The 22,765-nt window shown below is 66.9% G+C and carries 21 protein-coding genes; 11 read left to right on the top strand and 10 right to left on the bottom strand.

The annotated features are described in order from the left end of the window. Positions 1-94: 94 nt before the first annotated feature. Positions 95-1,147, top strand: coding sequence for a Glu/Leu/Phe/Val family dehydrogenase (locus ACZ5EF_RS09175; RefSeq protein WP_346062458.1), 1,053 nt, complete (start codon positions 95-97; stop codon positions 1,145-1,147). Positions 1,148-1,323: 176 nt separating this feature from the next. Here the strand turns inward: ACZ5EF_RS09175 and ACZ5EF_RS09170 are convergent, their stop codons facing one another. After that, the gene (locus tag ACZ5EF_RS09170; RefSeq protein ID WP_346062459.1) at positions 1,324-2,226 is read right to left on the bottom strand and encodes a YihY/virulence factor BrkB family protein; all 903 of its coding nucleotides are present in this window, start codon (positions 2,224-2,226) and stop codon (positions 1,324-1,326) included. Positions 2,227-2,365: 139 nt separating this feature from the next. Between ACZ5EF_RS09170 and ACZ5EF_RS09165 the strand changes: the two genes are divergently transcribed. Beyond that, positions 2,366-3,451 carry a bifunctional nicotinamide-nucleotide adenylyltransferase/Nudix hydroxylase gene (locus ACZ5EF_RS09165; protein WP_346062460.1) on the top strand — a complete coding sequence of 362 codons (1,086 nt, stop codon included), beginning with the start codon at positions 2,366-2,368 and terminating at the stop codon, positions 3,449-3,451. A gap of 170 nt (positions 3,452-3,621) precedes the next feature. On the opposite strand, the gene ACZ5EF_RS09160 is transcribed toward ACZ5EF_RS09165, so the two are convergent. The 5 genes from ACZ5EF_RS09160 to ACZ5EF_RS09140 all read right to left on the bottom strand — a co-directional run bounded on the left by ACZ5EF_RS09160 (position 3,622) and on the right by ACZ5EF_RS09140 (position 10,540). Continuing rightward, positions 3,622-4,539: a LysR family transcriptional regulator gene (locus ACZ5EF_RS09160; protein ID WP_346062461.1), complete on the bottom strand. Its 918-nt coding sequence runs from the start codon at positions 4,537-4,539 to the stop codon at positions 3,622-3,624. A gap of 271 nt (positions 4,540-4,810) precedes the next feature. Next, a complete protein-coding gene (gene cls / locus ACZ5EF_RS09155) occupies positions 4,811-6,229 on the bottom strand; it encodes a cardiolipin synthase (protein ID WP_346062462.1) in 1,419 nt (472 codons plus the stop codon). A 126-nt stretch (positions 6,230-6,355) separates the two neighbouring features. After that, entirely contained in the window at positions 6,356-7,864 is a 1,509-nt protein-coding gene (locus ACZ5EF_RS09150) for a fumarate hydratase (RefSeq protein ID WP_346062463.1), read from the bottom strand. Between the two features lie 390 nt (positions 7,865-8,254). After that, entirely contained in the window at positions 8,255-10,282 is a 2,028-nt protein-coding gene (gene uvrB, locus ACZ5EF_RS09145) for an excinuclease ABC subunit UvrB (protein WP_346062464.1), read from the bottom strand. Between the two features lie 66 nt (positions 10,283-10,348). Continuing rightward, a complete protein-coding gene (locus tag ACZ5EF_RS09140) occupies positions 10,349-10,540 on the bottom strand; it encodes a hypothetical protein (RefSeq protein ID WP_346062465.1) in 192 nt (63 codons plus the stop codon). Positions 10,541-10,719: 179 nt separating this feature from the next. On the opposite strand from ACZ5EF_RS09140, the gene ygfZ reads away from it, so the two are divergent. Continuing rightward, positions 10,720-11,757, top strand: a complete 1,038-nt coding sequence (gene ygfZ, locus ACZ5EF_RS09135) for a CAF17-like 4Fe-4S cluster assembly/insertion protein YgfZ (protein WP_346062466.1) — start codon at positions 10,720-10,722, stop codon at positions 11,755-11,757. Positions 11,758-11,775: 18 nt separating this feature from the next. On the opposite strand, the gene ACZ5EF_RS09130 is transcribed toward ygfZ, so the two are convergent. The 3 genes from ACZ5EF_RS09130 to luxS form a co-directional block, all read right to left on the bottom strand. Then, on the bottom strand, positions 11,776-12,561 hold the full coding sequence (locus ACZ5EF_RS09130; RefSeq protein ID WP_346062467.1) for a TatD family hydrolase: 786 nt from the start codon (positions 12,559-12,561) through the stop codon (positions 11,776-11,778). Positions 12,562-12,642: 81 nt separating this feature from the next. Beyond that, a complete protein-coding gene (locus ACZ5EF_RS09125; protein WP_346062468.1) occupies positions 12,643-14,232 on the bottom strand; it encodes a peptide chain release factor 3 in 1,590 nt (529 codons plus the stop codon). A 230-nt stretch (positions 14,233-14,462) separates the two neighbouring features. Then, positions 14,463-14,990 carry an S-ribosylhomocysteine lyase gene (luxS, locus tag ACZ5EF_RS09120; RefSeq protein WP_346062469.1) on the bottom strand — a complete coding sequence of 176 codons (528 nt, stop codon included), beginning with the start codon at positions 14,988-14,990 and terminating at the stop codon, positions 14,463-14,465. 88 nt (positions 14,991-15,078) lie between these two features. On the opposite strand from luxS, the gene ACZ5EF_RS09115 reads away from it, so the two are divergent. From ACZ5EF_RS09115 to ACZ5EF_RS09100, 4 genes are all read left to right on the top strand, one after another. Then, on the top strand, positions 15,079-15,522 hold the full coding sequence (locus tag ACZ5EF_RS09115; protein WP_346062470.1) for a nodulation efficiency, NfeD-like protein: 444 nt from the start codon (positions 15,079-15,081) through the stop codon (positions 15,520-15,522). Positions 15,523-15,549: 27 nt separating this feature from the next. Further along, complete coding sequence (locus ACZ5EF_RS09110) at positions 15,550-16,581, top strand: SPFH domain-containing protein (protein ID WP_346062471.1); 1,032 nt, start codon at positions 15,550-15,552, stop codon at positions 16,579-16,581. Positions 16,582-16,735: 154 nt separating this feature from the next. Continuing rightward, complete coding sequence (locus ACZ5EF_RS09105; RefSeq protein ID WP_346062472.1) at positions 16,736-18,025, top strand: ATP-binding protein; 1,290 nt, start codon at positions 16,736-16,738, stop codon at positions 18,023-18,025. Positions 18,026-18,046: 21 nt separating this feature from the next. Continuing rightward, positions 18,047-18,586, top strand: a complete 540-nt coding sequence (locus tag ACZ5EF_RS09100) for a response regulator transcription factor (RefSeq protein WP_346062473.1) — start codon at positions 18,047-18,049, stop codon at positions 18,584-18,586. Between the two features lie 61 nt (positions 18,587-18,647). On the opposite strand, the gene hybE is transcribed toward ACZ5EF_RS09100, so the two are convergent. Beyond that, on the bottom strand, positions 18,648-19,067 hold the full coding sequence (gene hybE / locus ACZ5EF_RS09095) for a [NiFe]-hydrogenase assembly chaperone HybE (protein ID WP_346062474.1): 420 nt from the start codon (positions 19,065-19,067) through the stop codon (positions 18,648-18,650). A gap of 127 nt (positions 19,068-19,194) precedes the next feature. Here hybE and ACZ5EF_RS09090 point away from each other — a divergent pair, with 127 nt between their 5' ends. From ACZ5EF_RS09090 to ACZ5EF_RS09075, 4 genes are all read left to right on the top strand, one after another. Continuing rightward, positions 19,195-20,028, top strand: coding sequence for an inositol monophosphatase family protein (locus tag ACZ5EF_RS09090; RefSeq protein ID WP_346062475.1), 834 nt, complete (start codon positions 19,195-19,197; stop codon positions 20,026-20,028). A 148-nt stretch (positions 20,029-20,176) separates the two neighbouring features. Then, entirely contained in the window at positions 20,177-20,452 is a 276-nt protein-coding gene (locus ACZ5EF_RS09085) for a GrxA family glutaredoxin (RefSeq protein WP_346062476.1), read from the top strand. Between the two features lie 154 nt (positions 20,453-20,606). Continuing rightward, positions 20,607-21,554: a bifunctional enoyl-CoA hydratase/phosphate acetyltransferase gene (locus ACZ5EF_RS09080; protein ID WP_346062477.1), complete on the top strand. Its 948-nt coding sequence runs from the start codon at positions 20,607-20,609 to the stop codon at positions 21,552-21,554. Further along, positions 21,541-22,722, top strand: coding sequence for an acetate/propionate family kinase (locus ACZ5EF_RS09075; protein ID WP_346062478.1), 1,182 nt, complete (start codon positions 21,541-21,543; stop codon positions 22,720-22,722). Before ACZ5EF_RS09080 ends, ACZ5EF_RS09075 begins: the two co-directional genes overlap by 14 nt. The last annotated feature ends 43 nt before the right edge of the window (positions 22,723-22,765 follow it).

Genomic DNA, 22,765 nt, shown 5'->3' with positions numbered 1-22,765 from the left:
CTAATCTGAGGCACAGGGCCATAAGCCCGATAAGGCGACGCCACTACCCCTGGCGCTCGCATAACAATGAGTCACCCCACGAAGGGACCCTGCCATGTTCGATCATCCCGATTTCGACCACCATGAACAGGTGGTCTACGGCTGTGACGAGGCCAGCGGCCTCAAGGCGATCATCGCCATCCACAATACCCACCTGGGCCCCGCCCTGGGTGGCCTGCGCATCTTCCCCTACGCCAGTGACGGCGAGGCCCTCAGCGATGTGCTGCGACTGTCCCGCGGCATGACCTACAAGTCGGCCCTGGCCGGCCTGCCCCTGGGGGGCGGCAAGGCGGTGATCATTGCCGACCCCAGGCGCGACAAGACCCCGGAGCTGCTGCGCGCCATGGGTCGATTGGTGGAACGCCTGGGCGGACGCTATATCACCGCCGAGGACTCCGGCAGCAGTGAGACGGACATGCAGTGGATCGCCGAGGAGACCGCTTATGTCACCGGCCTGCGCCGCAGCGCGGGCGAGTCCGGCGACCCCTCGCCCTTTACCGCCCTGGGGGTCTTTCACGGGCTGCGCGCCGCGGTGCGGCACGGCCTGGGACGCGATGATCTCGAGGGGGTACGCGTCGCCGTCCAGGGCGTCGGCAGCGTGGGGGCCCACCTGGCCCGCTCGCTCGAGAAAGCCGGCGCCAAGCTGGTGATCAGCGATATCGATGCCAGCGCCGTGGCGCGGCTCGCCGAGGAGCTCGGCGCGGCTACCCTCCCCCCCGGCGAGATCCTCGATGCCGAGGTGGATGTCTTCGCCCCCTGCGCCCTGGGTGGCGCCATCGATGAGGCCGCCTGCCGGCGACTCAAGGCCAGGGTGGTGGCGGGGGCGGCCAATAACCAGTTGGCGACGCCCGCCGCCGGCGAGGCCCTGCACCGTCGCGGCATCCTCTATGCGCCGGACTACGTGGCCAACGCCGGTGGCGTGATCGAGGTCGCCTGGCAGCGTCGCAGCGACTACGATCGCCAGGCGGTACTGGCCCAGGTGGAACGCATCGGCGCCACCCTGGAGACGATCTTTGCCCGCGCCAAGCGAGAGGGCAAGCGCCCCGAGCAGGTCGCCGACCGCCTGGCCGAGGAGCGCTTTCGCCCGGATCACCCGCGAGCCGCCTAGCTCATAGAACAGCTCCAACGACAGAGGCCGCGCCCTTAGGGCGCGGCCTTGGCGTCTCTAACCGCTGGGGCTATTCCAGCAGCTCGTGTTTGACCATCAGGGCGGTTATTGACACCGGCACCATCACTCCAGCAGTTCGTACTTGACCACCAGGGCGGTTATTGACACCGGCACCATCACTCCAGAAACTCGTGCTTGACCACCACGGCGGTATTACGCGGCACGATGGTCTTGTTGCGGGCCAATAGATGGCACTTGGTAAAGGCCGCGCCATAGAGAAGAATCAGTGATGAGTAATAAACCCACAGCAGAATGATCACCACGGAGCCGGCGGCGCCATAGGTGGAGGCGGTGGCGGTATAGGCCAGATAGCTGGCGATGCCGTAGCGACCCAGGGCGAAGAGCACCGCCGTAACCAGGGCGCCGACCAGCACGTCCCGCCAGCCCAGCACCACGTCCGGCAGCACCTTGAAGATGGTCGCAAAGAGCGCCGCGATCATCGCCAGGGAGAGCAGGAATTCGGCACTGCCGGCCAGCATCCCCACCGCCGGCACCAGGTTCTCGGCATGCCCGAGCAGGCTCTTCACCATGACACCGAAGGCCAACGAGACCAGCAGGATAAAGCCGATGGCCAGCACGATGGTCAGCGACAGCACCCGATTCTTGATAAACACCAGCAGGCTGTTGCTGCTGGGCTTGGCGGTCACCCCCCAGAGAGTATTCAACGAGAACTGCATCTGGGCGAAGACGGTGGTAGCACCCACCAGCAGGGCACCGACGCCCAGCAGGGTCGGCAACAGCCCCGACTCTTCGATCCGCGACTGAGCCACCGCCTGCTCGATGGCGGTGGCGGCATCGTGACCCATGGTGCCCTGCAGCTGCGCCACGATCTGTCCCTGGGCGGCTTCCTCGCCCAGCACCACGCCGATCACGGTGACCGCGATAATCACCGTGGGAGCCAGCGAGAAGAGGGTATAGAAGGCCAGCGAGCCGGCATAGCTGAAGGCGTTGCGCTCCAGCCATAGGCGAATGGCGTCATGCACGACACGCCACCAGAAGATCACCGTTTCCTTGATCACACCGCACTCCTTTGTCTTGGCCAAGGCGCTCAGCATACCGTAAGGCCACCTCGGATGCCGAACGCTGGCCTCGCGGCTCGGTTGCCGCCTGCCGGAGGGCTCTCCATAATAGGCGCCACCGATCCTGGCGGAGTGCCCCATGCCCCCTACCCCCTCCGGGTACGATTTCGATTGCCTGGTCTTTATCGGCCGCTTCCAGCCCCCCCACCTCGGCCATCTGGCGGTGATCCACGAGGCCCTGAAACGGGCCCGGCAGGTGATCGTGCTGGTGGGCTCGGCCTGGCAGGCCCGTTCTCTGCGCAACCCCTGGCGCTTCGAGGAGCGTCACGACCTGCTGCGTAGCTGTTTCGATCCCGAGGAGAATGCCCGCCTGGAGATCGCGCCCTTGCTGGACGCCCTCTACAACGACGATGTCTGGGTGCGGGACGTGCAGCGCAAGGTGCGGGATATCGCCAGCCCGAGCCACGGCAAGCTGCCGCGCATCGGCCTGATCGGCGCCAGTCGCGGCCAGTCCAGCTACTACCTGACCCTCTTCCCCCAGTGGGAATCGGTGAGCGTGCCCCTGGTGGAAGGGATCGCCGCCACCCAGATCCGTGAGCGGCTGTTCCGCTCGCCCTCCTCCGCCGCCGACTACCTCACCACCGGTGCCCATCACGACCTGCCGCCCAGCGTGCACCACGCCCTGGAGGCCTTCGTGGAGCAGTCGGAGGCCTTCCAGCGCCTGCTGGAGGAGCAGCACCTGCTCAACCAGTACCGCAAGGCCTGGGAACAGGCCCCCTACCCGCCGATCTTCGTGACCGTCAATGCGGTGGTGGTACAGTCGGGGCATGTGCTGCTGGTGCGTCGCGCCGCGGCGCCGGGCAAGGGGCTGCTGGCCCTGCCCGGCGGCTTTATCAATTCCCATGAACGCTTGCTTGACGCCTGCCTGCGCGAACTGCGTGAACGGGTGCGCCTCAAGGTGCCGGAGCCGGTGCTCAAGGGCTCGCTGCGCGGCCAGCGCCTCTTCGACGAGCCCCACCGCAGCTGGCGGGGGCGCACCCTGGCCGAGGCCTTCTACTTCGCCCTGCGTCCCGAGCAGCAGCTCCCCCAGCTCAAGCCCGCCAAGGGCGGCGAACAGGCCCGCTGGGTGGCCCTGGCCGACCTCGAGCCGGAGACCCTGTTCGAGGACCACTTCTTTATTATCCAGAATTTCCTGGGGCTGCCCGCCGATTTCGGCACCCCCTGAACGCCTCGGGGGCGCCCCAAGGCGCCCCCGATGGTTTATCTCCCGGCCTCACCCCCTGCAGGAAGTCCCGCGGCAGCTTCATCATCTGCCGCCACAGTTTCTCGACGCCGGGTTTATGCACCGGGGAGCAGTGGCCGACGAGAGCGCGTATTTCACGCCCGGCCTCTCTCCTAGCCCTGCAGGAAGTCCCGCGGCAGCTTCATCATCTGCCGCCACAGTTTCTCGACGCCGGGCTTGTGCACCAGGGAACAGCGATAGAGACGGATCTCCAGCGGCACATCCCAGGCCATATCACCGGCACGCACCAGGCGCCCGCCGGCCAGCTCCTCGCGGATACAGAAGTCGGGGATCCAGGCCATTCCCACCCCCTGCATCACCATGCCCTTGAGGCCCTCCGCCATGGCGGTCTCGTAGACGGTGCGCAGGCGCAGGCGCAGCGGGTCATTCTTGAGCAGCATGCGCACGCTGCGCCCCAGGAAGGCACCCTGGGTATAGGAGAGATAGGGAATCGAGCCTTCGCCCTCCAGGGAAAAGCGGGGAGCGCCCTCGCCGTCGGGCAGGCAGACCGGAATCATCTTCACCTGGCCGATGGAGAAGGAGGGGAAGACCTTGGCGTCGAGCTGCATGGTGGCATAGGGGTCATAGTAGCCCAGCATCAGGTCACAGTTGCCCTCCCGCAGCACATGAATTGCCTCCCCCATGTTCATGGCCACCAGCCGGGTGGGCAACTCGCCGGTGCCCTGCTGCAGGCGCGAGATCCACTGAGGATAGAAGGTCAGGGCCAGGGAGTGGGCGGCGACGATATCCAGGGCCTCGTTGGCCATGGAGACGCCGCGCAGATGCCCCAGGCACTCGTTGAGCTGCTCCACCAGGTGACGCGCCGTGACCAGGAACAGCTGCCCCTCGGGAGTCAGCCCCACCGGGGTGGTGGAGCGATCCACCAGGGTCACCCCCACGGCCTGTTCCAGGGAACGAATGCGCCGGCTGAAGGCGGGCTGGGTCACATGGCGCTGGCGCGCCGAGGCCGAGAAACTGCGGGTATTGGCCAGGGCGACGAAGTCTTCCAGCCATTTGGTTTCGAGGTTCACCACGACTCCCGATGGACGACAGGGCAACAGGCGGCGGGACGCCGCACCGAAGCGGGTAATTTAGCGGTAAGTCGATAATAGGCCAAGGGGCGGCGTCGGCTTTTCGCAAGCCGTCCGTCCGCCGACACAAGCCTCACTGTATCGTTGATATCGGGTAGCCGGCATCGGCTTTCCGAAAGCGCCCCCTCCGCCGACACAAGCCTTACTGTATCGTTGATATCGGGTAGCCGGCATCGGCTTTCCGAAAGCGCCCCCTCCGCCGACACAAGCCTTACTGCATGGGCGACATCAGATAGGCGGCGCGGGAGATCAGCTTGCGCCACAGGGCACGCCCCTCGATCTCCTCGTAGCCGATGCGCCGGCAGGCGGCGAAGTCCTGCTCCAGCATCAGGCGAACCTCGGCGGCGAAGCGGCGATCCGGCACGAAGGCGGTGATCTCGAAGTTGAGCCGGAAGGAGCGGTTATCGAGGTTGATGGTCCCCACGCTGGCGCTATGATCGTCGATCAGCATCACCTTCTGGTGCAGGAAGCCCGGCTGGTAGCGGTAGACCTTGACCCCCGCCTTGAGCATATCCGGCAGGAAGGAGAAGGCCGAGAGGAAGACCAGCAGATGGTCGGGGCGTTCGGGGATCATGATGCGCACGTCCACCCCACGCATGGCGGCCAGGCGCAGGGCATCCTGGACCCCCTGGTCCGGGACGAAATAGGGGCTGGTCACCCAGAGCCGTTCCTCGGCGCTATGAATGGCCTGCTGCACCAGCAGGCTGGCGGTGTCCTGGCGATCGGCGGGCCCCGAAGGGACGATCACCACGTTCTGGCACTCCTCGCAGGTGCTGCGCGGCTCCCACGCCAGGCTCAACACCTCGTCGGTGGCCCAGTGCCAATCCTCCCAGAAAGCCTCCTGCAGGCCCAGCACGCTCGGCCCCTCCAGCTTCAGGTGGGTATCCCGCCAGGCACCGTGCCTGGTGCCCTGCCCCAGGTACTCCACGCCCACGTTGAAGCCGCCCAGCCAGCCCTGATGACCGTCCACCACCAGCACCTTGCGGTGATTGCGGAAATTGAGCTGGAAACGGTGCCGCCAGCCGCGGGAGGAGTTGAAGGCGCTGACATGCACCCCGGCCTCCGTCAGATCCCTGAGGTAACCGTCGCCGAGCTTGTGGCTGCCGATCTCGTCGTAGAGGAAGTAGACCCGCACGCCCCGCTCCGCGGCTCGCTCCAGGCGGCGCTTCAGCTCATGGCCCAGGGCATCGTCGCGGACGATAAAGAACTGCACCAGCAGATACTCCTCCGCCGCCTCGATACCGGCGAAGAGGCTTTCGAAGGTGGCCTCGCCATCGATCAGCAGTTGGGCGCGGTTGCCGCTGGTCAGCGGCATCATGGCCAGTTGCTCCACGGCGCGGATATCGCCATGACCGGGATCGGCCCGATAGGGCTCCAGGCGCTCCCGGTAGCCGATCAGCACCCGGCGCAGCACGGTGTCGCGCTCGCCCCGGGCGGAGACATAGCCGTAGAAGCGTGGACGACCGAAGACCCAGTAGGCGGGCAAGGCCACATAGGGAAAGGTGACCAGGGAGATGATCCAGGCCACGGCGCCCTGGGAAGTGCGACTGGACATCAGGGCAAGCAGCGCCGACAGGATACCCAGCACATGTATCAGGAAGATACCCAGGCCCAGTAACCAGGCGGTCATGAATGACTCCTTCTACGAGACGACGGCGGCCCCGCGGCCCCGGCCGCTTCGCTTGCGCAAAGGCGGTCGAGGCCGGCGGGGCCAACCCAAGATATCAGAATAAGCGGCGTCTTATCGCCTCCGGGCTCAGGAAGCCTTGGCGGCGATGATCTCCTTCCACTTGGCGGGCCCGGTCTGGTGCACCGAGGTACCCTGGCTGTCCACCGCCACGGTCACCGGCATGTCCTCCACCTCGAACTCATAGATGGCTTCCATGCCCAGATCCTCGAAGCCCACCACCCGGGATTGCTTGATGGCCTGGGCCACCAGATAAGCGGCACCGCCCACGGCCATCAGATAGACCGCCTGGTTATCGCGGATCGCCTCGATGGCGACCGGGCCACGCTCGGCCTTGCCGACCATGCCCAGCAGGCCGGTCTCCTCGAGCATGGTGCGGGTGAACTTGTCCATGCGAGTCGCCGTGGTGGGACCGGCCGGCCCCACCACCTCGTCACCCACCGGATCCACCGGGCCCACGTAATAGATAAAGCGCCCCTTCAGGTCCACCGGCAGCGGCTCGCCCTTGCCGATCATGTCGACCATGCGCTTGTGGGCGGCGTCGCGGCCGGTGAGCAGCTTGCCGTTGAGCAGCAGGGTGTCGCCGGGCTGCCAGCTCTGCACCTCTTCCGGGGTGACTTCGTCCAGGTTGACGCGCTTGACGTTGTCGCCGGCCTCCCGGGTGATCTCCGGCCAATCCTCCAGCTTGGGTGCCGGCAGGGCCGCGGGGCCGCTGCCATCCAGGCTGAAGTGGGCGTGACGGGTCGCGGCGCAGTTGGGGATGATCGCCACCGGCTTGTTGGCGGCATGGGTCGGATAGTCCTTGACCTTGATATCCAGCACCGTGGTCAGGCCGCCCAGGCCCTGGGCACCGATGCCGCTCCGGTTGACCTTGTCGAACAGCTCCAGGCGCAGCTCCTCGGCACGGTTGGAAGCGCCGCGGGCCTGCAGCTCCTGGATGTCGATGGGATCGAGCAGCGCCTCCTTGGCGATCTCCATGGCCTTCTCGGCGGTGCCACCGATGCCGATGCCCAGCATGCCGGGCGGACACCAGCCGGCGCCCATCTTGGGCAGCTGCTCCAGCACCCAGTCGACCACGTTGTCGGAGGGGTTGAGCATGGCGAACTTGGACTTGGCCTCGCTGCCGCCGCCCTTGGCGGCCACATGCACCTCGACGCTGTCGCCGGGAACGAGCTTGTGGTGGATGATCGCCGGAGTATTGTCGCCGGTGTTCTTGCGAGCGCCGTCCGGGTCGGCCAGCACCGAGGCGCGCAGCACGTTGTCGGGGAGCTGGTAGGCGCGACGCACCCCTTCGTTGATCATGTCGTCGAGGCTCATCTCGGCATCCCAGCGCACGTTCATACCGACATGCACGAAGACGGTGACGATGCCGGTGTCCTGGCAGATCGGACGATGGCCCAGGGCACACATCCGCGAGTTGATCAGGATCTGGGCGATGGCATCCTTGGCCGCCGGATTCTCCTCCCGCTGGTAGGCTTCATGCATGGCATCGATGAAGTCCTTGGGGTGGTAGTAGGAGATGTACTGGAGGGCGTCGGCCACGCTCTGGATCAGGTCATCCTGGCGGATCACGGTCATTAGGAGGAACTCCTTGGCTAGTCGGGTCGTGCCTATGGCCGTCGGGTCGCGAGCCATTAGGCGGCGAAGATTATACCCGATCCCCCCTGCTCACGGTACGGACTTACCCCAAGGTCGCATTGGCATAGGGTGGGCAACCGAAAGATAACGGTATAATTTGCGATCCGCTCTCACAGGCTCCCCATCCCTCTCGGGTCGCCGCCACGCCAGGGGCCCTAGGTTTTGTACGAAAAGTCGGCGAGCGATGGCCAGACAAGGCAAAAATCGGCGAAAAGACGGACCGGGCTCGCGTGCGAGTTTACGCGGTGTAAATGAGTACTTTGATCGGACTCGCGCACGAGCCGATTTTTAACGCCGTATGGGCGAGCGCAGGCAGTTTTCGTACAGAGCCTAGACCGCGCCCAGCGCCAATTGCCGCTCTTTCAGCTCATGGAGACGGTCGCGCAGCCACGCCGCTTCCTCGAACTCCAGGTTCTGGGCCGCCTCGAACATGGCGTCCTCCAGGCGTGACACCTCCTTGACCAAGGCCTCGGGAGACAGTGCCGCGGGGTCGTAGATACCCTGGGGTTCGGCCACCTTGCGCTCGCCGCGTCGGCGGCTGCCCTTCTTGCCCGGTGTCTGGGCCGCCTCGAGGATATCGGCCACCGACCGGGTCACCGTCTGCGGGGTGATACCGTGCTCTGCGTTATGGGCCAGCTGCTTGGCCCGGCGCCGCTCGGTCTCGTCCATGGCACGGCGCATGGAGTCGGTGATGCGATCGCCATAGAGTAGCGCCTTGCCGTTGGCGTTGCGCGCCGCCCGGCCGATGGTCTGGATCAGCGAGCGTTCGGCGCGCAGGAAGCCCTCCTTGTCCGCATCGAGGATCGCCACCAGGGAGACCTCGGGAATATCCAGGCCCTCCCGCAGCAGGTTGATCCCCACCAGCACGTCGAACTCGCCGAGGCGCAGGTCGCGGATGATTTCGACCCGCTCCACGGTATCGATATCCGAGTGCAGGTAGCGCACCCGCACGCCGTGCTCGTCCAGGTAGTCGGTGAGGTCCTCCGCCATGCGCTTGGTGAGGGTGGTCACCAGCACCCGCTCCCCCACTGCGGTGCGCAGGTGAATCTCCGAGAGCAGGTCATCCACCTGGGTGGAGGCCGGGCGCACCTCGATCTGCGGGTCGACCAGGCCGGTGGGGCGCACCACCTGCTCGACCACCTGGCCGGCGTGCTCCGCCTCATAGTTGCCCGGCGTGGCGGAGACGAAGATGGTCTGGGGGCAGATCGACTCCCACTCCTCGAACTTCATGGGGCGATTGTCCAGGGCCGAAGGCAGGCGGAAGCCGTACTCCACCAGGGTCTCCTTGCGGGAACGGTCGCCCTTGTACATGCCCCCCACCTGGGGAACGCTGACGTGACTCTCGTCGATAAACAGCAGCGCATCGTCCGGCAGGTAGTCGAAGAAGGTGGGCGGCGGCTCCCCGGGATTGCGCCCGGAGAGGTAGCGGGAGTAGTTCTCGATGCCGTTGCAGTAGCCCAGCTCCAGCATCATCTCCAGGTCATAGTGGGTGCGCTGCTCCAGGCGCTGCGCCTCCACCAGCTTGTCGTGCTTTCTCAACCAGTCGAGGCGCTCCACGAGCTCCGCCTTGATCGACTCGGTGGCCTCGAGAATGGTCTCCCGGGGCGTCACATAGTGACTCTTGGGGTAGATGGTCATGCGCGGCACCTGCCCCCGCACCTCGCCGGTCAGGGGATCGAAGAGGCGAATGGAGTCGATCTCGTCGTCGAAGAGCTCCACCCGCACCGCCTCGTCCTCGGCGTCCGCCGGGAAGATATCGATCACATCGCCGCGCACCCGATAGGTGCCGCGCCGGAAGTCCATGTCGTTGCGGGTGTACTGCAGCTCCGCCAGGCGGCGCAGGAAATCGCGCTGATGGATCAGCTCGCCGCGGGTGAAGTGCAGGCGCATCTTGAGGTACTGGTCGGGGTCACCCAGGCCGTAAATCGCCGACACCGAGACCACGATCAGCGCATCGCGCCGCTCCAGCAGCGCCTTGGTGGCGGAGAGACGCATCTGCTCGATATGGTCGTTGATCGAGGCGTCCTTCTCGATAAAGGTGTCCGAGGCGGGCACATAGGCCTCGGGCTGGTAATAGTCGTAGTAGGAGACGAAGTACTCGACGGCGTTATCGGGAAAGAAGGCCTTGAACTCGCCGTAGAGCTGGGCCGCCAGGGTCTTGTTGGGCGCCATGACGATGGTCGGACGCTGCAACCGCTCCACCACATTGGCCATGGTGAAGGTCTTGCCGGAGCCGGTCACCCCCAGCAGCGTCTGATGCGCGAGCCCCGCCTTCAGCCCCCCGACCAGTCCATCGATGGCCGCGGGCTGATCGCCGGCGGGCTGGAACTTGGATGCCAGTCGAAAGGGCTTGCTCATGCTGTTGCCTCCATCAGGGTGCCAAAGGAGCGTCTCTCAAGATAACGGTATAAGGCGACAAGGGGGCTACTTGGCCTCGACCCCGAGCTTCTTGACCTCGCCGATCAGCGCCTGGCGACTGACCCGCCCCTCCACTTCGGCGCCATGACGCCCCACCTCGACGCTTTCGACGCCCTCCATCATCATCAGGGCGGTGGTGATACGGTTGATCAGTTCGACGTCTTCGACGCCCTCGAATTCCAGAGAGTAGTGAGCCATGGCCACACCTTGCTGTCGGAGGGAAAGACGCCCAGTTTACCATGGCCGCGGCGTCGGCTTGAGCCCCGATGCCCAGGGCTCGCCGATGTCGATAGCAAGAAACCGAGGATCGGCCCGGGAGAGCGCCTGCGGTATCATGGCCTGATGATGACGACGCATCGCCGACTAGGGAGATCCCGATGATTGATTGGAGCATTTTGGACGAGGCCCGGCTGCTCGATGCCGAGCGTCTCGACTTCCCCACCCCCGAACCGGCCCGGCGCGCCCTGGACGCCACGGTGGTTGCCCCGCTCGCCCACCTGGGCGTGCTGGAGGTCGGCGGCGCCGATTCGGCGCGCTTCCTGCAGGGCCAAGCCAGCGCCCAGGTCGACCTGGCCGATGGCGACTTCGCCCCCCTGACCTGCTTCTGCTCCGCCAAGGGACGCATGCTGGCCAATGCTCAGTTGCTGCGCCGCTCGGAGCATAGCTACTGGCTGATCCTCTCCCGGGACCTGGTGACGCCCCTGGCGGAGCACCTGGGCAAGTTCGCCCCCTTCTACAAGACCAGCCTGACGCCCCGGGACGATATCGCCCTGCTGGGGCTGATCGGCCAGGAGGCGCCGGCCCTGGCGGAGGCCCGGCTGGATATCGTGCCACCGGCGACCTGGCATCAGGTGGTTCATGACGATCTGCTGGTGCTGCGCCACCCGGGGCCACGCCCGCGGCTGCTGCTCGCCCTGCCCGAGGCACGCCTCGCCGAGACCTGGCGGGGCCTTAGCGCCCAGGCCCTGCCGGTGGGCAATGCCATCTGGCGCCTGCACGATATTCAGGCAGGCCTGGCCTGGATTCGCGCCGAGCAGGCCGACGCCTATCTGCCGCAGATGGTCAACTGGGAGGCCCTGGGCGGCATCAGCTTCAAGAAGGGCTGTTATACCGGCCAGGAGGTGGTGGCCCGGGCGCATTTCCGCGGTCAGGTAAAGAAGCGCCTGGTGCGCGCCCAACTGGAAGGCGACAAGCTGCCGGCAGCGGGGAGTGCGGTAGAGGATGCCACCGGCAAGGCCATGGGGGACGTGCTCTCCGCGGAACTGGACGCCTATGGCCAGGCAGAGATCCTGGCGGTGCTCAGCACCAAGGAGGACCCGGGCCCCTTGACGGTGGAGGGTCAGGCCCTCAAGCGCCTCAAGCTGCCCTACGCCATCGAGCGCCTCGATCCCGAGTCCCTGGCCGACAAGGGCTGAGTCCCGCCGGGCGGCTCGCTAACCGCGCGGCAGCCGCTCGGGGCCGAAGAGCCGTCGAACGGTGGCGGTGCTATCCGCCGCCACCCGCGCCACCGATTGCCCTCGCAGCCTGGCTACCTGGTGACACACCTCCAGGACGCGGGCCGGCTCGTTGCGCTCCCCGCGATGCCCCGCCGGGGGCATATCGGGGCTATCGGTCTCCAGCACATAGCCATCGTCCGGTAGCGAAGCCACGGCGCGATGCAAGCGCTGGGCGCGTTCATGGGTCAGGGCGCCGCCCAGCCCCACCACGAAGCCCAGGTCGATAAAGTGCCTGGCCTGCTGGGGCGAGCCGGCGAAGGCATGGATCAGCCCACCGGCGGGCGGCGCCAGCTCACGCAGCCGCTTGGCCACCTCGTCATTGACGCGAACGCAGTGAATCACCAGGGGCAGGTGGTGCGCCTTGGCCAGGCGCACCTGGGCCTCGAAGAGCCGCCACTGGGCGTCCAGGGTCTCACTGAGGCGCCCATCCACGCCGCACTCCCCCACCGCCACGATCGGCGGACCGACGCTTCGGGCCGCCAGGGCCTCCGCCAGGGCGTCCAGGTCGTCATCGCCGTGCTCGTCGATAAAGTAGGGATGCAGGCCCAGGCAGACGCTGACGTCGTCACGACGTCCCAGCGCCAGCACGCCCGGCCAGCGGGCCCGGGTGGTGCCGGGCACCACGATATGCTTGACGCCGGCGGCATGCGCCCGCGCCAGCACCGCCTCGCGGTCGGCGTCGAAGTCGGGGAAGTCGAGGTGGCAGTGGGCGTCGATCAACATAGCCATAAGCTACAAGGGGCAAGCGCCAAGGAGCAAGGATGGCGCTCCCGGGCACTGGCCCCTCGAGGCTCGACGCTTCGCTTAGTGCTCCCGGGTCGGCTGGAAGCGGATCTCCGGCCAGCGCTCCTGGGTCATCTGCAGATTGACCCGGGTGGGGGCGATATAGGTGAGGTAGCCGCCGCCGTCGATGGCCAGGTTGGCGCTGGCCTTGCGCTTGAACTCCTCGAGCTTCCTGGCGTCGTCGCTATAGACCCAGCGGGCGGTCTGGACGTTCACCGCCTCGTAGACGCAATCGACCTTGTACTCCTCCTTGAGGCGGTGGGCCACCACGTCGAACTGTAGGCTACCCACGGCACCGAGGATCAGGTCGTTGTTGACCAGCGGCATGAACAGCTGGGTAGCGCCCTCCTCGGAGAGCTGCTGCAGCCCCTTCTGCAGCGCCTTCATCTTCAGCGGATCCTTGAGCTGGACGCGCTTGAAGAGCTCCGGGGCAAAGTGGGGGATGCCGGTGAAGCGCATGTCCTCGCCCAGGGTGAAGGTATCACCGATCTGGATGGTGCCGTGGTTGTGCAGGCCGATGATATCGCCGGACCAGGCCTCTTCCACCTGGGAGCGGTCCGAGGCCATAAAGGTCAGGGCGTCGGCGATCTTGACGTCCTTGCCGAGACGCACATGGCGCATCTTCATGTTCTTCTCGTACTTGCCGGAGCAGACCCGCAGGAAGGCGATGCGATCCCGGTGCTTGAGATCCATGTTGGCCTGGATCTTGAACACGAAGCCGGTGAAGCGACCGTCCTCGGCCTCCACCGTACGGGCATCGGTCTCCCGGGGCTGGGGCGCCGGCGCATACTCCACGAAGCCGTCGAGCATCTCGCGCACCCCGAAGTTGCCCATGGCGGTGCCGAAATAGACCGGGGTCAGCTCGCCGCGGCGATAGGCTTCCAGGTCGAACTCGTGGGAGGCACCGCGTACCAGCTCCACCTCCATGCGCAGCTCCTCGGCCTGATCCTCGCCGAGCACTTCGTCCACCTCGGGATTATCGAGTCCCTCGATGCGCCTGTCCTCGGGAATGCGGTTGCCCTGCCCCTGGGTATAGAGGTGGATGGTGTCGTTGTAGAGGTGGTAGACGCCCTTGAAGTGGCGACCCATGCCGATGGGCCAGGTCATCGGCGCGCACTGGATATTGAGCACCGTCTCCACCTCGTCCATCACCTCGATGGGATCGCGGATATCCCGGTCCATCTTGTTGATAAAGGTGAGGATCGGCGTGGTGCGCAGGCGACACACCTCCATCAGCTTGATGGTGCGCGCCTCGACGCCCTTGGCGCCGTCGATCACCATCAGCGCCGAGTCCACCGCGGTCAGGGTGCGGTAGGTATCCTCGGAGAAGTCCTCGTGACCCGGGGTATCGAGCAGGTTGACGATGCGCCCGCCATAGGGGAACTGCATCACCGAGGTGGTCACCGAGATGCCCCGCTCCTGCTCCATCTTCATCCAGTCGGAGGTGGCGTGGCGGTCGGCGCGCTTGCTCTTCACCGACCCGGCCAGCTGGATGGCGTTTCCGAACAGCAGCATCTTCTCGGTGATGGTGGTCTTGCCCGCATCCGGGTGCGAGATGATCGCGAAAGTCCTACGAAGCCCGACCTCATGGGCCAGCTGTTGCTCTGTCATTATCCAGTATCGCTTATTTGCTCTCACCCCCGCGCTCGGACAAACCGTGGCCGGGGCGATAGGTGACGGTTGGCGCGCATTGTATCGCGGCACCCCCGGGCTTGTCGCCAGGACCGCTTGGCGGGCGCCTCGGCAGCAAAAAGCCGCCCGGCTGGGCGGCTCAGACTGAAAGATTGGCGATTGAGGGGACGATATTCGATGGCCCCCGGCCGCCCGGTGCAGGGGCGCCCTTACTCCGCGGGCTTGGCGGTGGCCTGGTCGAGAAACTCTTCGCTGAGGTAGAGCTCGTCGTTGCTGTTGACGCTGACGCCGCGGGCGATGATCTGCTCGGCGATGGCCTTGGCCTCGTCCAGGGAGTGCATGGTGTAGGTGCCGCACTGGTACTCGTTGAGCTCGGGGATCCGGTCCATGCCGGGCACCTGGAGCACGTCCTGCATGGCGGCCTTCCAGGCCTCGGCGACTCGAGCCTCCTCGGGGGTGCCGATCAGGCTCATGTAGAAACCGGTGCGGCAGCCCATGGGCGAGATATCGATGATCTCCACACCATCGCCGTTGAGATGATCACGCATAAAGCCGGCGAAGAGGTGCTCCAGGGTATGGATGCCCTTCTCCGAGAGCAGCTCCTCGTTGGGTACGCAGAAGCGCAGGTCATAGACGGTGATGGGGTCGCCGGAGGGGGTCTGCATGGTCTTGGCGATGCGCACCGCCGGGGCCTGCATACGGGTATGATCGACGCGAAAACTGTCCAGCAGGGGCATTGAAACGCTTCCTTATCCTGGTCGGATCGACGAATGGGGTAACTGGAGTGCTATGGTAACGCCATCGTTACCCACAAGGAACTCACCCATGGAGTGGAACCCCGCCTATCTCTGGCTGCTGCTGGCGCTGGCCCTGGGCGTCGCCGAACTGCTCTCCGGCGGGCTGATCCTGCTGGCCCTGGCGCTGGCCGCCGGCCTCACCGCCCTGGCGGCCCTGACCGGCGCCGGCCTCAGCCTGCAGTTGCTGACCCTGGGGCTGGCCTCGGGGATCCTGGTGCCCCTGGCCATCAAGGTGATCAAGCCGCGTTTCTCGCCCCGGGGCGTCGCCTATGGCACCACCGGCACCGGGGTGGAACGCGGGCGGCACTACCCGGTCCTGCGGCGCGACTTCGACGGCGCCAGCGGCATCAAGATCAACGGCGACTTCTACCGTATCCGCCTGCCCGATGGTACCACCGACCTGCCGGAGGGCACCCGGGTGACCTTCCGGGCCTTCGACGGCACCACCGCCCAGGTCACCCTGGACGACTGAGTTTTCCCCCACGCAAGGAGCAAGACCATGGAACTGATTTCCCCCGGGTTGATTGCGGCCCTGATGATCGTGGCGATCGGCGTGCTGATCGTCGCCAAGGGGCTGGTGATCGTGCGCCAGTCCGAGGTGATGGTGATCGAGCGCCTGGGCTCCTTCAACCGGGTGCTCGAGAGCGGCATCAATATCATCGTCCCCTTTATCGACCAGCCCCGCGCCATCACCATGATCCGCTACCGCAAGATGGGCGACGAGTACCACCCCATCACCAGCAGCGAGACGCGCATCGACCGCCGCGAGACGGTAATGGACTTCCCCGGCCAGCCGGTGGTGACCACCGACAACGTCACGGTGAATATCAACGGCGCCCTCTACTATCAGGTCATCGATCCCAAGCGCGCCGTCTACGAGGTGGAGAACATGAGCCAGGCGGTGGAGGTGCTGGCCAAGACCACCCTGCGCTCGGTGGTAGGCAAGATGGAGCTCGACAAGCTCTTCGAGTCCCGCGCCGAGGTCAACAACGAGATCCAGGCCGCCATGGAGGAGGCCGCCTCCAAGTGGGGGGTGAAGATCTCCCGGGTCGAGGTGCAGGATATCGCCATGCCCGAGGAGGTGGAGTCGGCCATGCGCCTGCAGATGGCCGCCGAGCGCAAGCGCCGCGCCACCGTCACCGAGGCCGAGGGCGAGAAGGCCGCCGCCATCGCCATGGCCCAGGGCCAGCGCGAGTCGGCGATCCTCAACGCCCAGGGCGACAAGGAATCTGCCATTCTGCGTGCCCAGGGCGAGCAGGAGTCGATCAAGCTGGTGCTTAGCGCCATCGGCGACAGCGAGGAGAACAAGCGCACCGTGGTCGGCTACCTGCTGGGGCAGAGCTATATCAAGGCGCTGCCGACCATGGCCCAGGAGGGCGAACGGGTCTTCGTGCCCTATGAATCCAGCGCCCTGCTGGGCTCCATGGGCATGTTCCGCGAGATGGCGGGCAGTCCCGAGGAGGCCCTGACCAAGGCCGGCGAACGCCGCGGCCTGGCCGGCGGCATGCTGGGTGCCAGCGCCGGGGAGTAATTCCAGGACTTGGCTTGACCACCCACCCGCGCCGGGATTCCTCGGTGCGGGTGCGACAACCTGCCCCGGTCCCAGGCCCACCCCCAGGCCCGCGGGCCACGCCGAGCGCTCCGGCATTGCGGTATCATGGGGCCACCGATCGGATGGAGCCCCTATGCAAGCCGCCCTGCCCCTGCCGTTGTCGACCCCCAACCGCAACCTGGTGCGCCTGACCTTCGTGCGCGGCATCACCTGGACCGGTTTCCTGGGCATGATCATCTTCGGCATCGAGGTACTGGGCTTCGAGCTCAGCACCCTGCCGGTGGTGGCGGTAATCATCGCCATGGGGCTGATCAATATCGCCACCTGGTGGCGACTCAGCCGCCCCCGAGCGGTCACCGACACCGAATACCTCTGTCACCTGCTCGCCGATATCGCCGGCCTGACCCTGCTGTTCTATTTTACCGGCGGCTCCACCAACCCCTTTATCACCTACTACCTGGTGCCGGTGACCATCGCCGCCGCCACCCTGCCCTGGCTCTATGCCTGGATCACCGCCAGTGGCGCCATGGCCGGCTACACCTTCCTGATGGTCTTCTACGAGCCGGTGCCCCAGCTCAGCCACGGCGTCCTCGGCCCGGGGGCCCTGATCGGCGACGTCAACCTGCATGTGCTGGGGATGTGGATCAACTTCGGCCTCTCGGCGAGCCTGGTGACCTTCTTTATCTTCAAGATGGCCCACGCCCTGCGACGCCGGGACCAGACCCTGTCGCGCACCCGGGAGGCGGCGCTGCGCAACGAGCAGGTGCTGGCGGTGGCCACCCAGGCGGCGGGTACCGCCCACGAGCTGGGCACGCCGCTCTCGACCATGGCGGTCCTGCTCAAGGAGATGCGCCAGGACGCCACGGGCCACCCCCACCTGGAGGCGGATATCGACCTGCTGCGCCAGCAGGTCGATACCTGCAAGGCGCGCCTCCAGGCCCTGGTGGCCAACGCCGACCGGCGGCGCCTGGCGGAGCCGGAACTCGCCCCGGTCGAGGCCTGGCTGCGCGAGGTGATCCAGCGCTGGCTGGTGCTGCGCCCCGATGTCAGCCACCGTTTCGAGGTCGCCGACAAGCGCGGCACCCCCAGCATGGCGGTGGATACGACCCTGGAGCAGGCGCTGCTCAACCTGCTCAACAATGCCGCCGATGCCAACCCCCATGACATCACCATCAGCCTCGACTGGAGCGGCGAGGAGGTGATCATCGATATCCGCGACCATGGCCCCGGCGTGGCCATGTCCATCGCCGATCAACTGGGCGACACCTTCGTCTCCACCAAGTCCAAGGGCATGGGCATCGGCCTGTTCCTGACCCACTCCACCATCAACCGCTTCGGGGGCGGGGTCAGCCTGTATAATCACGAAGAGGGCGGCACCCTCACCGAGGTGAAGCTGCCCCGCCAGGCGCCCGGCGACGCCTGACCCCGACGAGAAGAGGACCCCATGAGCAAGAGCCCCGAACGACTGCTGATCATCGACGACGACGAGATGTTCTGCCATGTGATGGAGCGCGCCATGAGCCGCCGTGGCTATGAGGTGCTGGTGGCCCACGATGCCGAGGAGGCCCTGGCCAAGGCGCATCAGGCGCCACCGGCCCTGGCCACCCTGGACCTCAAGCTGGAGCACGACTCCGGCCTCAAGCTGTTGCCGGAGCTGCTGGAGGCGGTACCCGACTGCCGGGTGGTGGTGCTCACCGGCTACTCCAGCATCGCCACCGCCGTGGAGGCGATCAAGCTGGGCGCCGTCAACTACCTGTGCAAGCCCGCCGACGCCGACGAAATCCTCGCCGCCTTCGACAAGCAGGCCGGCGACCCGGGCGCCGAACTGGCCGATAACCCGCCCTCCATCAACCGGGTCACCTGGGAGCATATCCAGAAGGTGCTCCAGGAGCATGACGGCAATATCTCCGCCACCGCCCGGGCCCTGGGCATGCATCGCCGGACGCTGCAGCGCAAGTTGCAGAAGCGTCCCGTACGGCGATAAGGCGCCGCACCCTCGACATGGCAAGTGACGGAAGCGCCCGGTACGGCGATAAGGCGCCGGGCTACTCCGCCGACTTCGCCGGAGTCATCACCCGCGCCAGCAGATGCTGGGCCATCCGGTTGGCCTCGGCCAGGGAGCCCAGGTCGCGAAGGTCATCGAGGAGCTCGCAGCACCACAGCCCTTCCCCCTCGCCCAGGTCCACTGGCTCGAAGGGATAGCTGCCGCCGGGCAGGGTGACGCGGCGCGGCGGTGCCTCGGCAGCGAAGCCCCCCGGGGTCGGCGAGACCAGGGCCAGGGAGAGCGAGACGGGGGTCAGCAGGGCCCCGCAGAGCTCCCCCGCGAAGGGCTGGAAGCAGAGCAGGTCCACGGTGAGCTGCGGGTTGCGCCGGGGCGAGCGATAGATGTCGGTGGCGAAGCGGTGCTGATAGCGGCGCACCAGCTGCTGGAGGCGGGCATAGTCATCGACGCTCAGGGCCTGCATGGCATCTCTCCTGCGGTGGGAGCGGCCAGTATAACGGCGCCCTCGAGTCCATCCCAGGGAGGAGCTGCGGAGGCTCGCCGCGCTCTGCTAGGCTTGGCAGGCCAGCCCGGTTACTCAAGGAGTCAGCATGGACCTCTCCCAACGCCTCGCCCGCGCCCAGGCCCTGGCCGAAGAGGCCGGCGAGATGATTATCGCCGCCCGTCGCGATCACGGTTTCTCCACCCGCCTGAAGCACGGCCATGAGCTGGTCACCGACGTGGACCTCGCCGTGGACAAACGAATTCGCGACGGCCTGGATCGGGACTTCCCCGATGAGGCCCGGCTGACCGAGGAGCTCACCCCGGATCACGAGGCCCTGGAGACCGACGGCCCGCTCTGGGTGGTGGACCCCATCGATGGCACCGTCAACTTCGCCCATGGCCTGGCCCATGTAGCGGTCTCCATCGCCTGGATGGAGCATGGCAAGGCGCGCCTGGGCGTGGTTCACGCGCCCTTCCTCGGCCAGACCTTCACCGCCATGCGGGGCCAGGGTGCCTACCTCAATGGCCAGCGCATCGAGGCGAGTCGCGCCGACACCCTGTCCCATAGCCTGGTGGCCACCGGCTTCCCCTATCGCCGCGATAGTCGCGCGCCCCTGCTCAGACGCCTGGCGGCGGTACTCGATCAATGCCGCGATGTGCGTCGCAACGGCTCCGCGGCCCTGGACCTGTGCGACGTGGCCTGCGGGCGCCTCGACGCCTACTACGAGAGCGTCTCGCCCTGGGACTTCGCCGCCGGCCTGCTGATCGCCCGCGAGGCCGGCGCCAGCGCGGGCCACCTCTATCCCTGCCCCAGCGGCCTCCACGAGGAGCTCTACGGCGAGAACCTGCTGGTCACCGCCCCGGGGATCCATGGCGCCCTGGGCGAGCTGCTGCGCCTGGCCGATGAAGACCGCTACCAGCCGGGCCGGGGCGACGACTAGCCGGCATGCCTCGGCAGGCCGCCCCATGGCAGCTGATAAGCCTGCCCAATAGCCGATGTAGCCAGGCCCTATTGGCCAAGCGCCGGGGGATCGGAGAGAATGGCGCCAGTTTTTTCGACACCCCGGTTTTTTTTCAAAGGAGAGAACTATGTTCGTCGCCATCTTCGGTCGTCCCGGTTGCCCCTTCTGCGTGCGTGCCAAGGAGCTCGCCGAGCGCCTGAGCGAAGCCAAGGCCATCGAAGGCTTCCGCTACATCGATATTCACGAAGAGGGGATCACCAAGGCCGATATGGAGAAGACCATCGGCAAGCCGGTGGAGACCGTGCCGCAGATCTTCGTCGGCCAGACCCATATCGGTGGCTTCACCGAGTTCGACCAGTATGTGCGCGTCCAGGCCCTGCTGCCGGAAGCCTCCGCCCAGTAAGCGCCACTCCTCGCCACACCCACGGCCCCACCCGGGGCCGTTTTTCGTTGTCTTTCCCCGCCAACGCTGATCTGCATCAAGGCGCCCCCCTTACCCCCGACCCCGCCATGACCTAGAGTGGGATTCTCGACCACCATCTGAGGGAGTCAGCGTCATGGAAGTTCAGTCCCGGCCCGGTGAGCGCCATCGCCGCCTGATCGACGATGCCCATGGCCTGCCGGCCCTGCGCACCGCCGTGGTTCATCCCTGCGACGAGGCCTCCCTCGGCGGCGCCCTGGCGGCCTGGCGCGAGGGGCTGATCGACCCCGTGCTGGTAGGCCCCCGGCGACGCATCACGGCCACCGCCGCGGCCATCGACTGGGACCTCGACGGCATCGAGCTGATCGACACCCCGCATAGCCACGCCTCCGCCGAGCGCGCCGTGACCCTGGCCGCCGACGCCGAGGTGGAGGCGCTGATGAAGGGCGCCCTGCATACCGACGAGCTGATGTCGGCGGCGCTCTCCCGCCACGCCGGCCTGCGCACCGAGCGTGAGATGAGCCATGTCTATGCCCTGGACGTGCCCAGCTATGGCCTGCCGCTGCTGATCACCGACGGCGCCCTGCATATCACCCCGGACCTGGTCGCCAAGCGCGATATCGTCCAGAACGCCATCGACCTGGCCCGGGCCATGGGCATCACTCGACCTCGGGTGGCCCTGCTCTCCGCGGTGGAGACGGTGCGTCCCAATATCCCCTCCACCCTGGAGGCCGCCGCCCTGTGCAAGATGAGCGAGCGGGGCCAGATCGAGGGCGGCCTCCTCGACGGCCCCCTGGCCATCGACAATGCGGTCTCCCTGGCCGCCGCCAGGAGCAAGCGGCTGCACTCCGAGGTGGCGGGCCAGGCCCATGTGCTGGTGGCGCCCGACCTGGAAGCCGCCAATATGATCGCCAAGCTGCTGATTCACCTGGCCGGCGCCCAGGCGGCGGGCCTGGTGATCGGCGCCCGGGTGCCGATCATGCTGACCAGCCGCTCCGACGACTGCCAGTCGCGCCTGGCCTCGGCGGCCCTGGCCCTGCTGCTGGCCCGCTATTACGAGACGCGAAGCCATGACCCTGAGTGAGTCGGGGCCCGGCCCCTGCGGTGCGCGCCTGATCCTGAACGGGGGCTCCTCGACCCTCAAGTTCGCCCTCTACCAGGGCGAAGCACGCCGCCTGCGCGGCACCCTGGAGCGCATCGGCGGCGCACCGCGGCTGCATCTCGGCGAGGCACCGGCGGGGCTGGTGCCCCCCGCCACCATCGAGGCCCCGGATACCCCCGCCGCGGCCGGGGCGCTGCTCGACTGGCTGGAATCCAGTGGCGAGCTGGCCCACCTCGAGGCGATCGTTCACCGTATCGTGCATGGCGGGCGCGACTTCGCCGCCCCGGTGGTGCTGGATCAGGCCACCCTGTCCCGCCTCGAGACCCTCTCGCCCCTGGCGCCGCTGCATCAGCCCCAGGCGCTGGCGGTGGTCCGCGCCTGCCGCGAGCGCCTGCCCGGGACGCACCAGATCGGCTGCTTCGACACCGCCTTCCACCGCCGCCAGCCGCGGCTCCATCAGCTCTTCGGCCTGCCCCGGGCACTCAGCGATGAGGGCATCCTGCGCTACGGTTTCCATGGCCTCTCCTATGCCTATATCGCCCGGCGCCTGAGGGCGCTGGAGGGCGATGAGGCCGGCGGTCGCGCCATCGTCGCGCACCTGGGCCAGGGCGCCAGCCTGTGTGCCATGCACCGGGGCGAGAGCCGGGCCACCACCATGGGCTTTACCGCCCTGGACGGGCTGATGATGGGGCGCCGTTGCGGCGCCCTGGATCCGGGGGTACTGCTCTACCTGCAGCAGCAGCGCGGCTGGGATGCCGCCCGGATCGAGCGCCTCCTCTACCAGGAGAGCGGCCTGCTGGGCGTCTCCGGCCACTCCGACGATATGCGCGACCTCCTGGCCAGTCATGAGCCCGCCTGCCAGGAAGCGGTGGATCTCTTCGTGCACCGCATACTGCGTGAAATCGGCGCCCTGGTGGCGGTCCTCGGTGGCCTCGACACCCTGGTCTTCACCGCCGGTATCGGCGAGCATGCCGCGCCTGTTCGCCAACGGGTCTGCGACCAACTCGGCTGGCTCGGCGTCGAGCTGGACCCACGGCGCAACGCCGAGCAGGGCCCGCGCCTGGATCGCGGCCGGGGGCCACGGCTATGGGTACTGGCCACCGACGAGGAAGCGGAAATGAACCAGGCCGCCGCCCTGCTCAAGGCCTGATGCCGCGTCCCTCTCTCGTTGAAAGCTCAAGGGCGCCGGGCGC

It is taken from the genome of Bisbaumannia salifodinae, assembly GCF_055388505.1.
This window is presented reverse-complemented; position numbering and strand designations above follow the sequence as displayed.

Excerpts from the sequence above, each read along its gene's own strand:
- ACZ5EF_RS09175 (WP_346062458.1), top strand. The coding sequence starts at position 95 with ATGTTCGATCATCCCGATTTCGACCACCATGAACAGGTGGTCTACGGC.
- ACZ5EF_RS09075 (WP_346062478.1), top strand. The coding sequence starts at position 21,541 with ATGACCCTGAGTGAGTCGGGGCCCGGCCCCTGCGGTGCGCGCCTGATC.
- ACZ5EF_RS09150 (WP_346062463.1), bottom strand. The coding sequence starts at position 7,864 with ATGACCGTGATCCGCCAGGATGACCTGATCCAGAGCGTGGCCGACGCC.
- ACZ5EF_RS09115 (WP_346062470.1), top strand. The coding sequence starts at position 15,079 with ATGGAGTGGAACCCCGCCTATCTCTGGCTGCTGCTGGCGCTGGCCCTG.
- cls (WP_346062462.1), bottom strand. The coding sequence starts at position 6,229 with ATGACCGCCTGGTTACTGGGCCTGGGTATCTTCCTGATACATGTGCTG.
- luxS (WP_346062469.1), bottom strand. The coding sequence starts at position 14,990 with ATGCCCCTGCTGGACAGTTTTCGCGTCGATCATACCCGTATGCAGGCC.
- ACZ5EF_RS09105 (WP_346062472.1), top strand. The coding sequence starts at position 16,736 with ATGCAAGCCGCCCTGCCCCTGCCGTTGTCGACCCCCAACCGCAACCTG.
- ACZ5EF_RS09085 (WP_346062476.1), top strand. The coding sequence starts at position 20,177 with ATGTTCGTCGCCATCTTCGGTCGTCCCGGTTGCCCCTTCTGCGTGCGT.
- uvrB (WP_346062464.1), bottom strand. The coding sequence starts at position 10,282 with ATGAGCAAGCCCTTTCGACTGGCATCCAAGTTCCAGCCCGCCGGCGAT.
- ACZ5EF_RS09125 (WP_346062468.1), bottom strand. The coding sequence starts at position 14,232 with ATGACAGAGCAACAGCTGGCCCATGAGGTCGGGCTTCGTAGGACTTTC.
- ACZ5EF_RS09165 (WP_346062460.1), top strand. The coding sequence starts at position 2,366 with ATGCCCCCTACCCCCTCCGGGTACGATTTCGATTGCCTGGTCTTTATC.
- ACZ5EF_RS09130 (WP_346062467.1), bottom strand. The coding sequence starts at position 12,561 with ATGTTGATCGACGCCCACTGCCACCTCGACTTCCCCGACTTCGACGCC.
- hybE (WP_346062474.1), bottom strand. The coding sequence starts at position 19,067 with ATGCAGGCCCTGAGCGTCGATGACTATGCCCGCCTCCAGCAGCTGGTG.
- ACZ5EF_RS09140 (WP_346062465.1), bottom strand. The coding sequence starts at position 10,540 with ATGGCTCACTACTCTCTGGAATTCGAGGGCGTCGAAGACGTCGAACTG.
- ygfZ (WP_346062466.1), top strand. The coding sequence starts at position 10,720 with ATGATTGATTGGAGCATTTTGGACGAGGCCCGGCTGCTCGATGCCGAG.
- ACZ5EF_RS09110 (WP_346062471.1), top strand. The coding sequence starts at position 15,550 with ATGGAACTGATTTCCCCCGGGTTGATTGCGGCCCTGATGATCGTGGCG.
- ACZ5EF_RS09100 (WP_346062473.1), top strand. The coding sequence starts at position 18,047 with ATGAGCAAGAGCCCCGAACGACTGCTGATCATCGACGACGACGAGATG.
- ACZ5EF_RS09090 (WP_346062475.1), top strand. The coding sequence starts at position 19,195 with ATGGACCTCTCCCAACGCCTCGCCCGCGCCCAGGCCCTGGCCGAAGAG.
- ACZ5EF_RS09080 (WP_346062477.1), top strand. The coding sequence starts at position 20,607 with ATGGAAGTTCAGTCCCGGCCCGGTGAGCGCCATCGCCGCCTGATCGAC.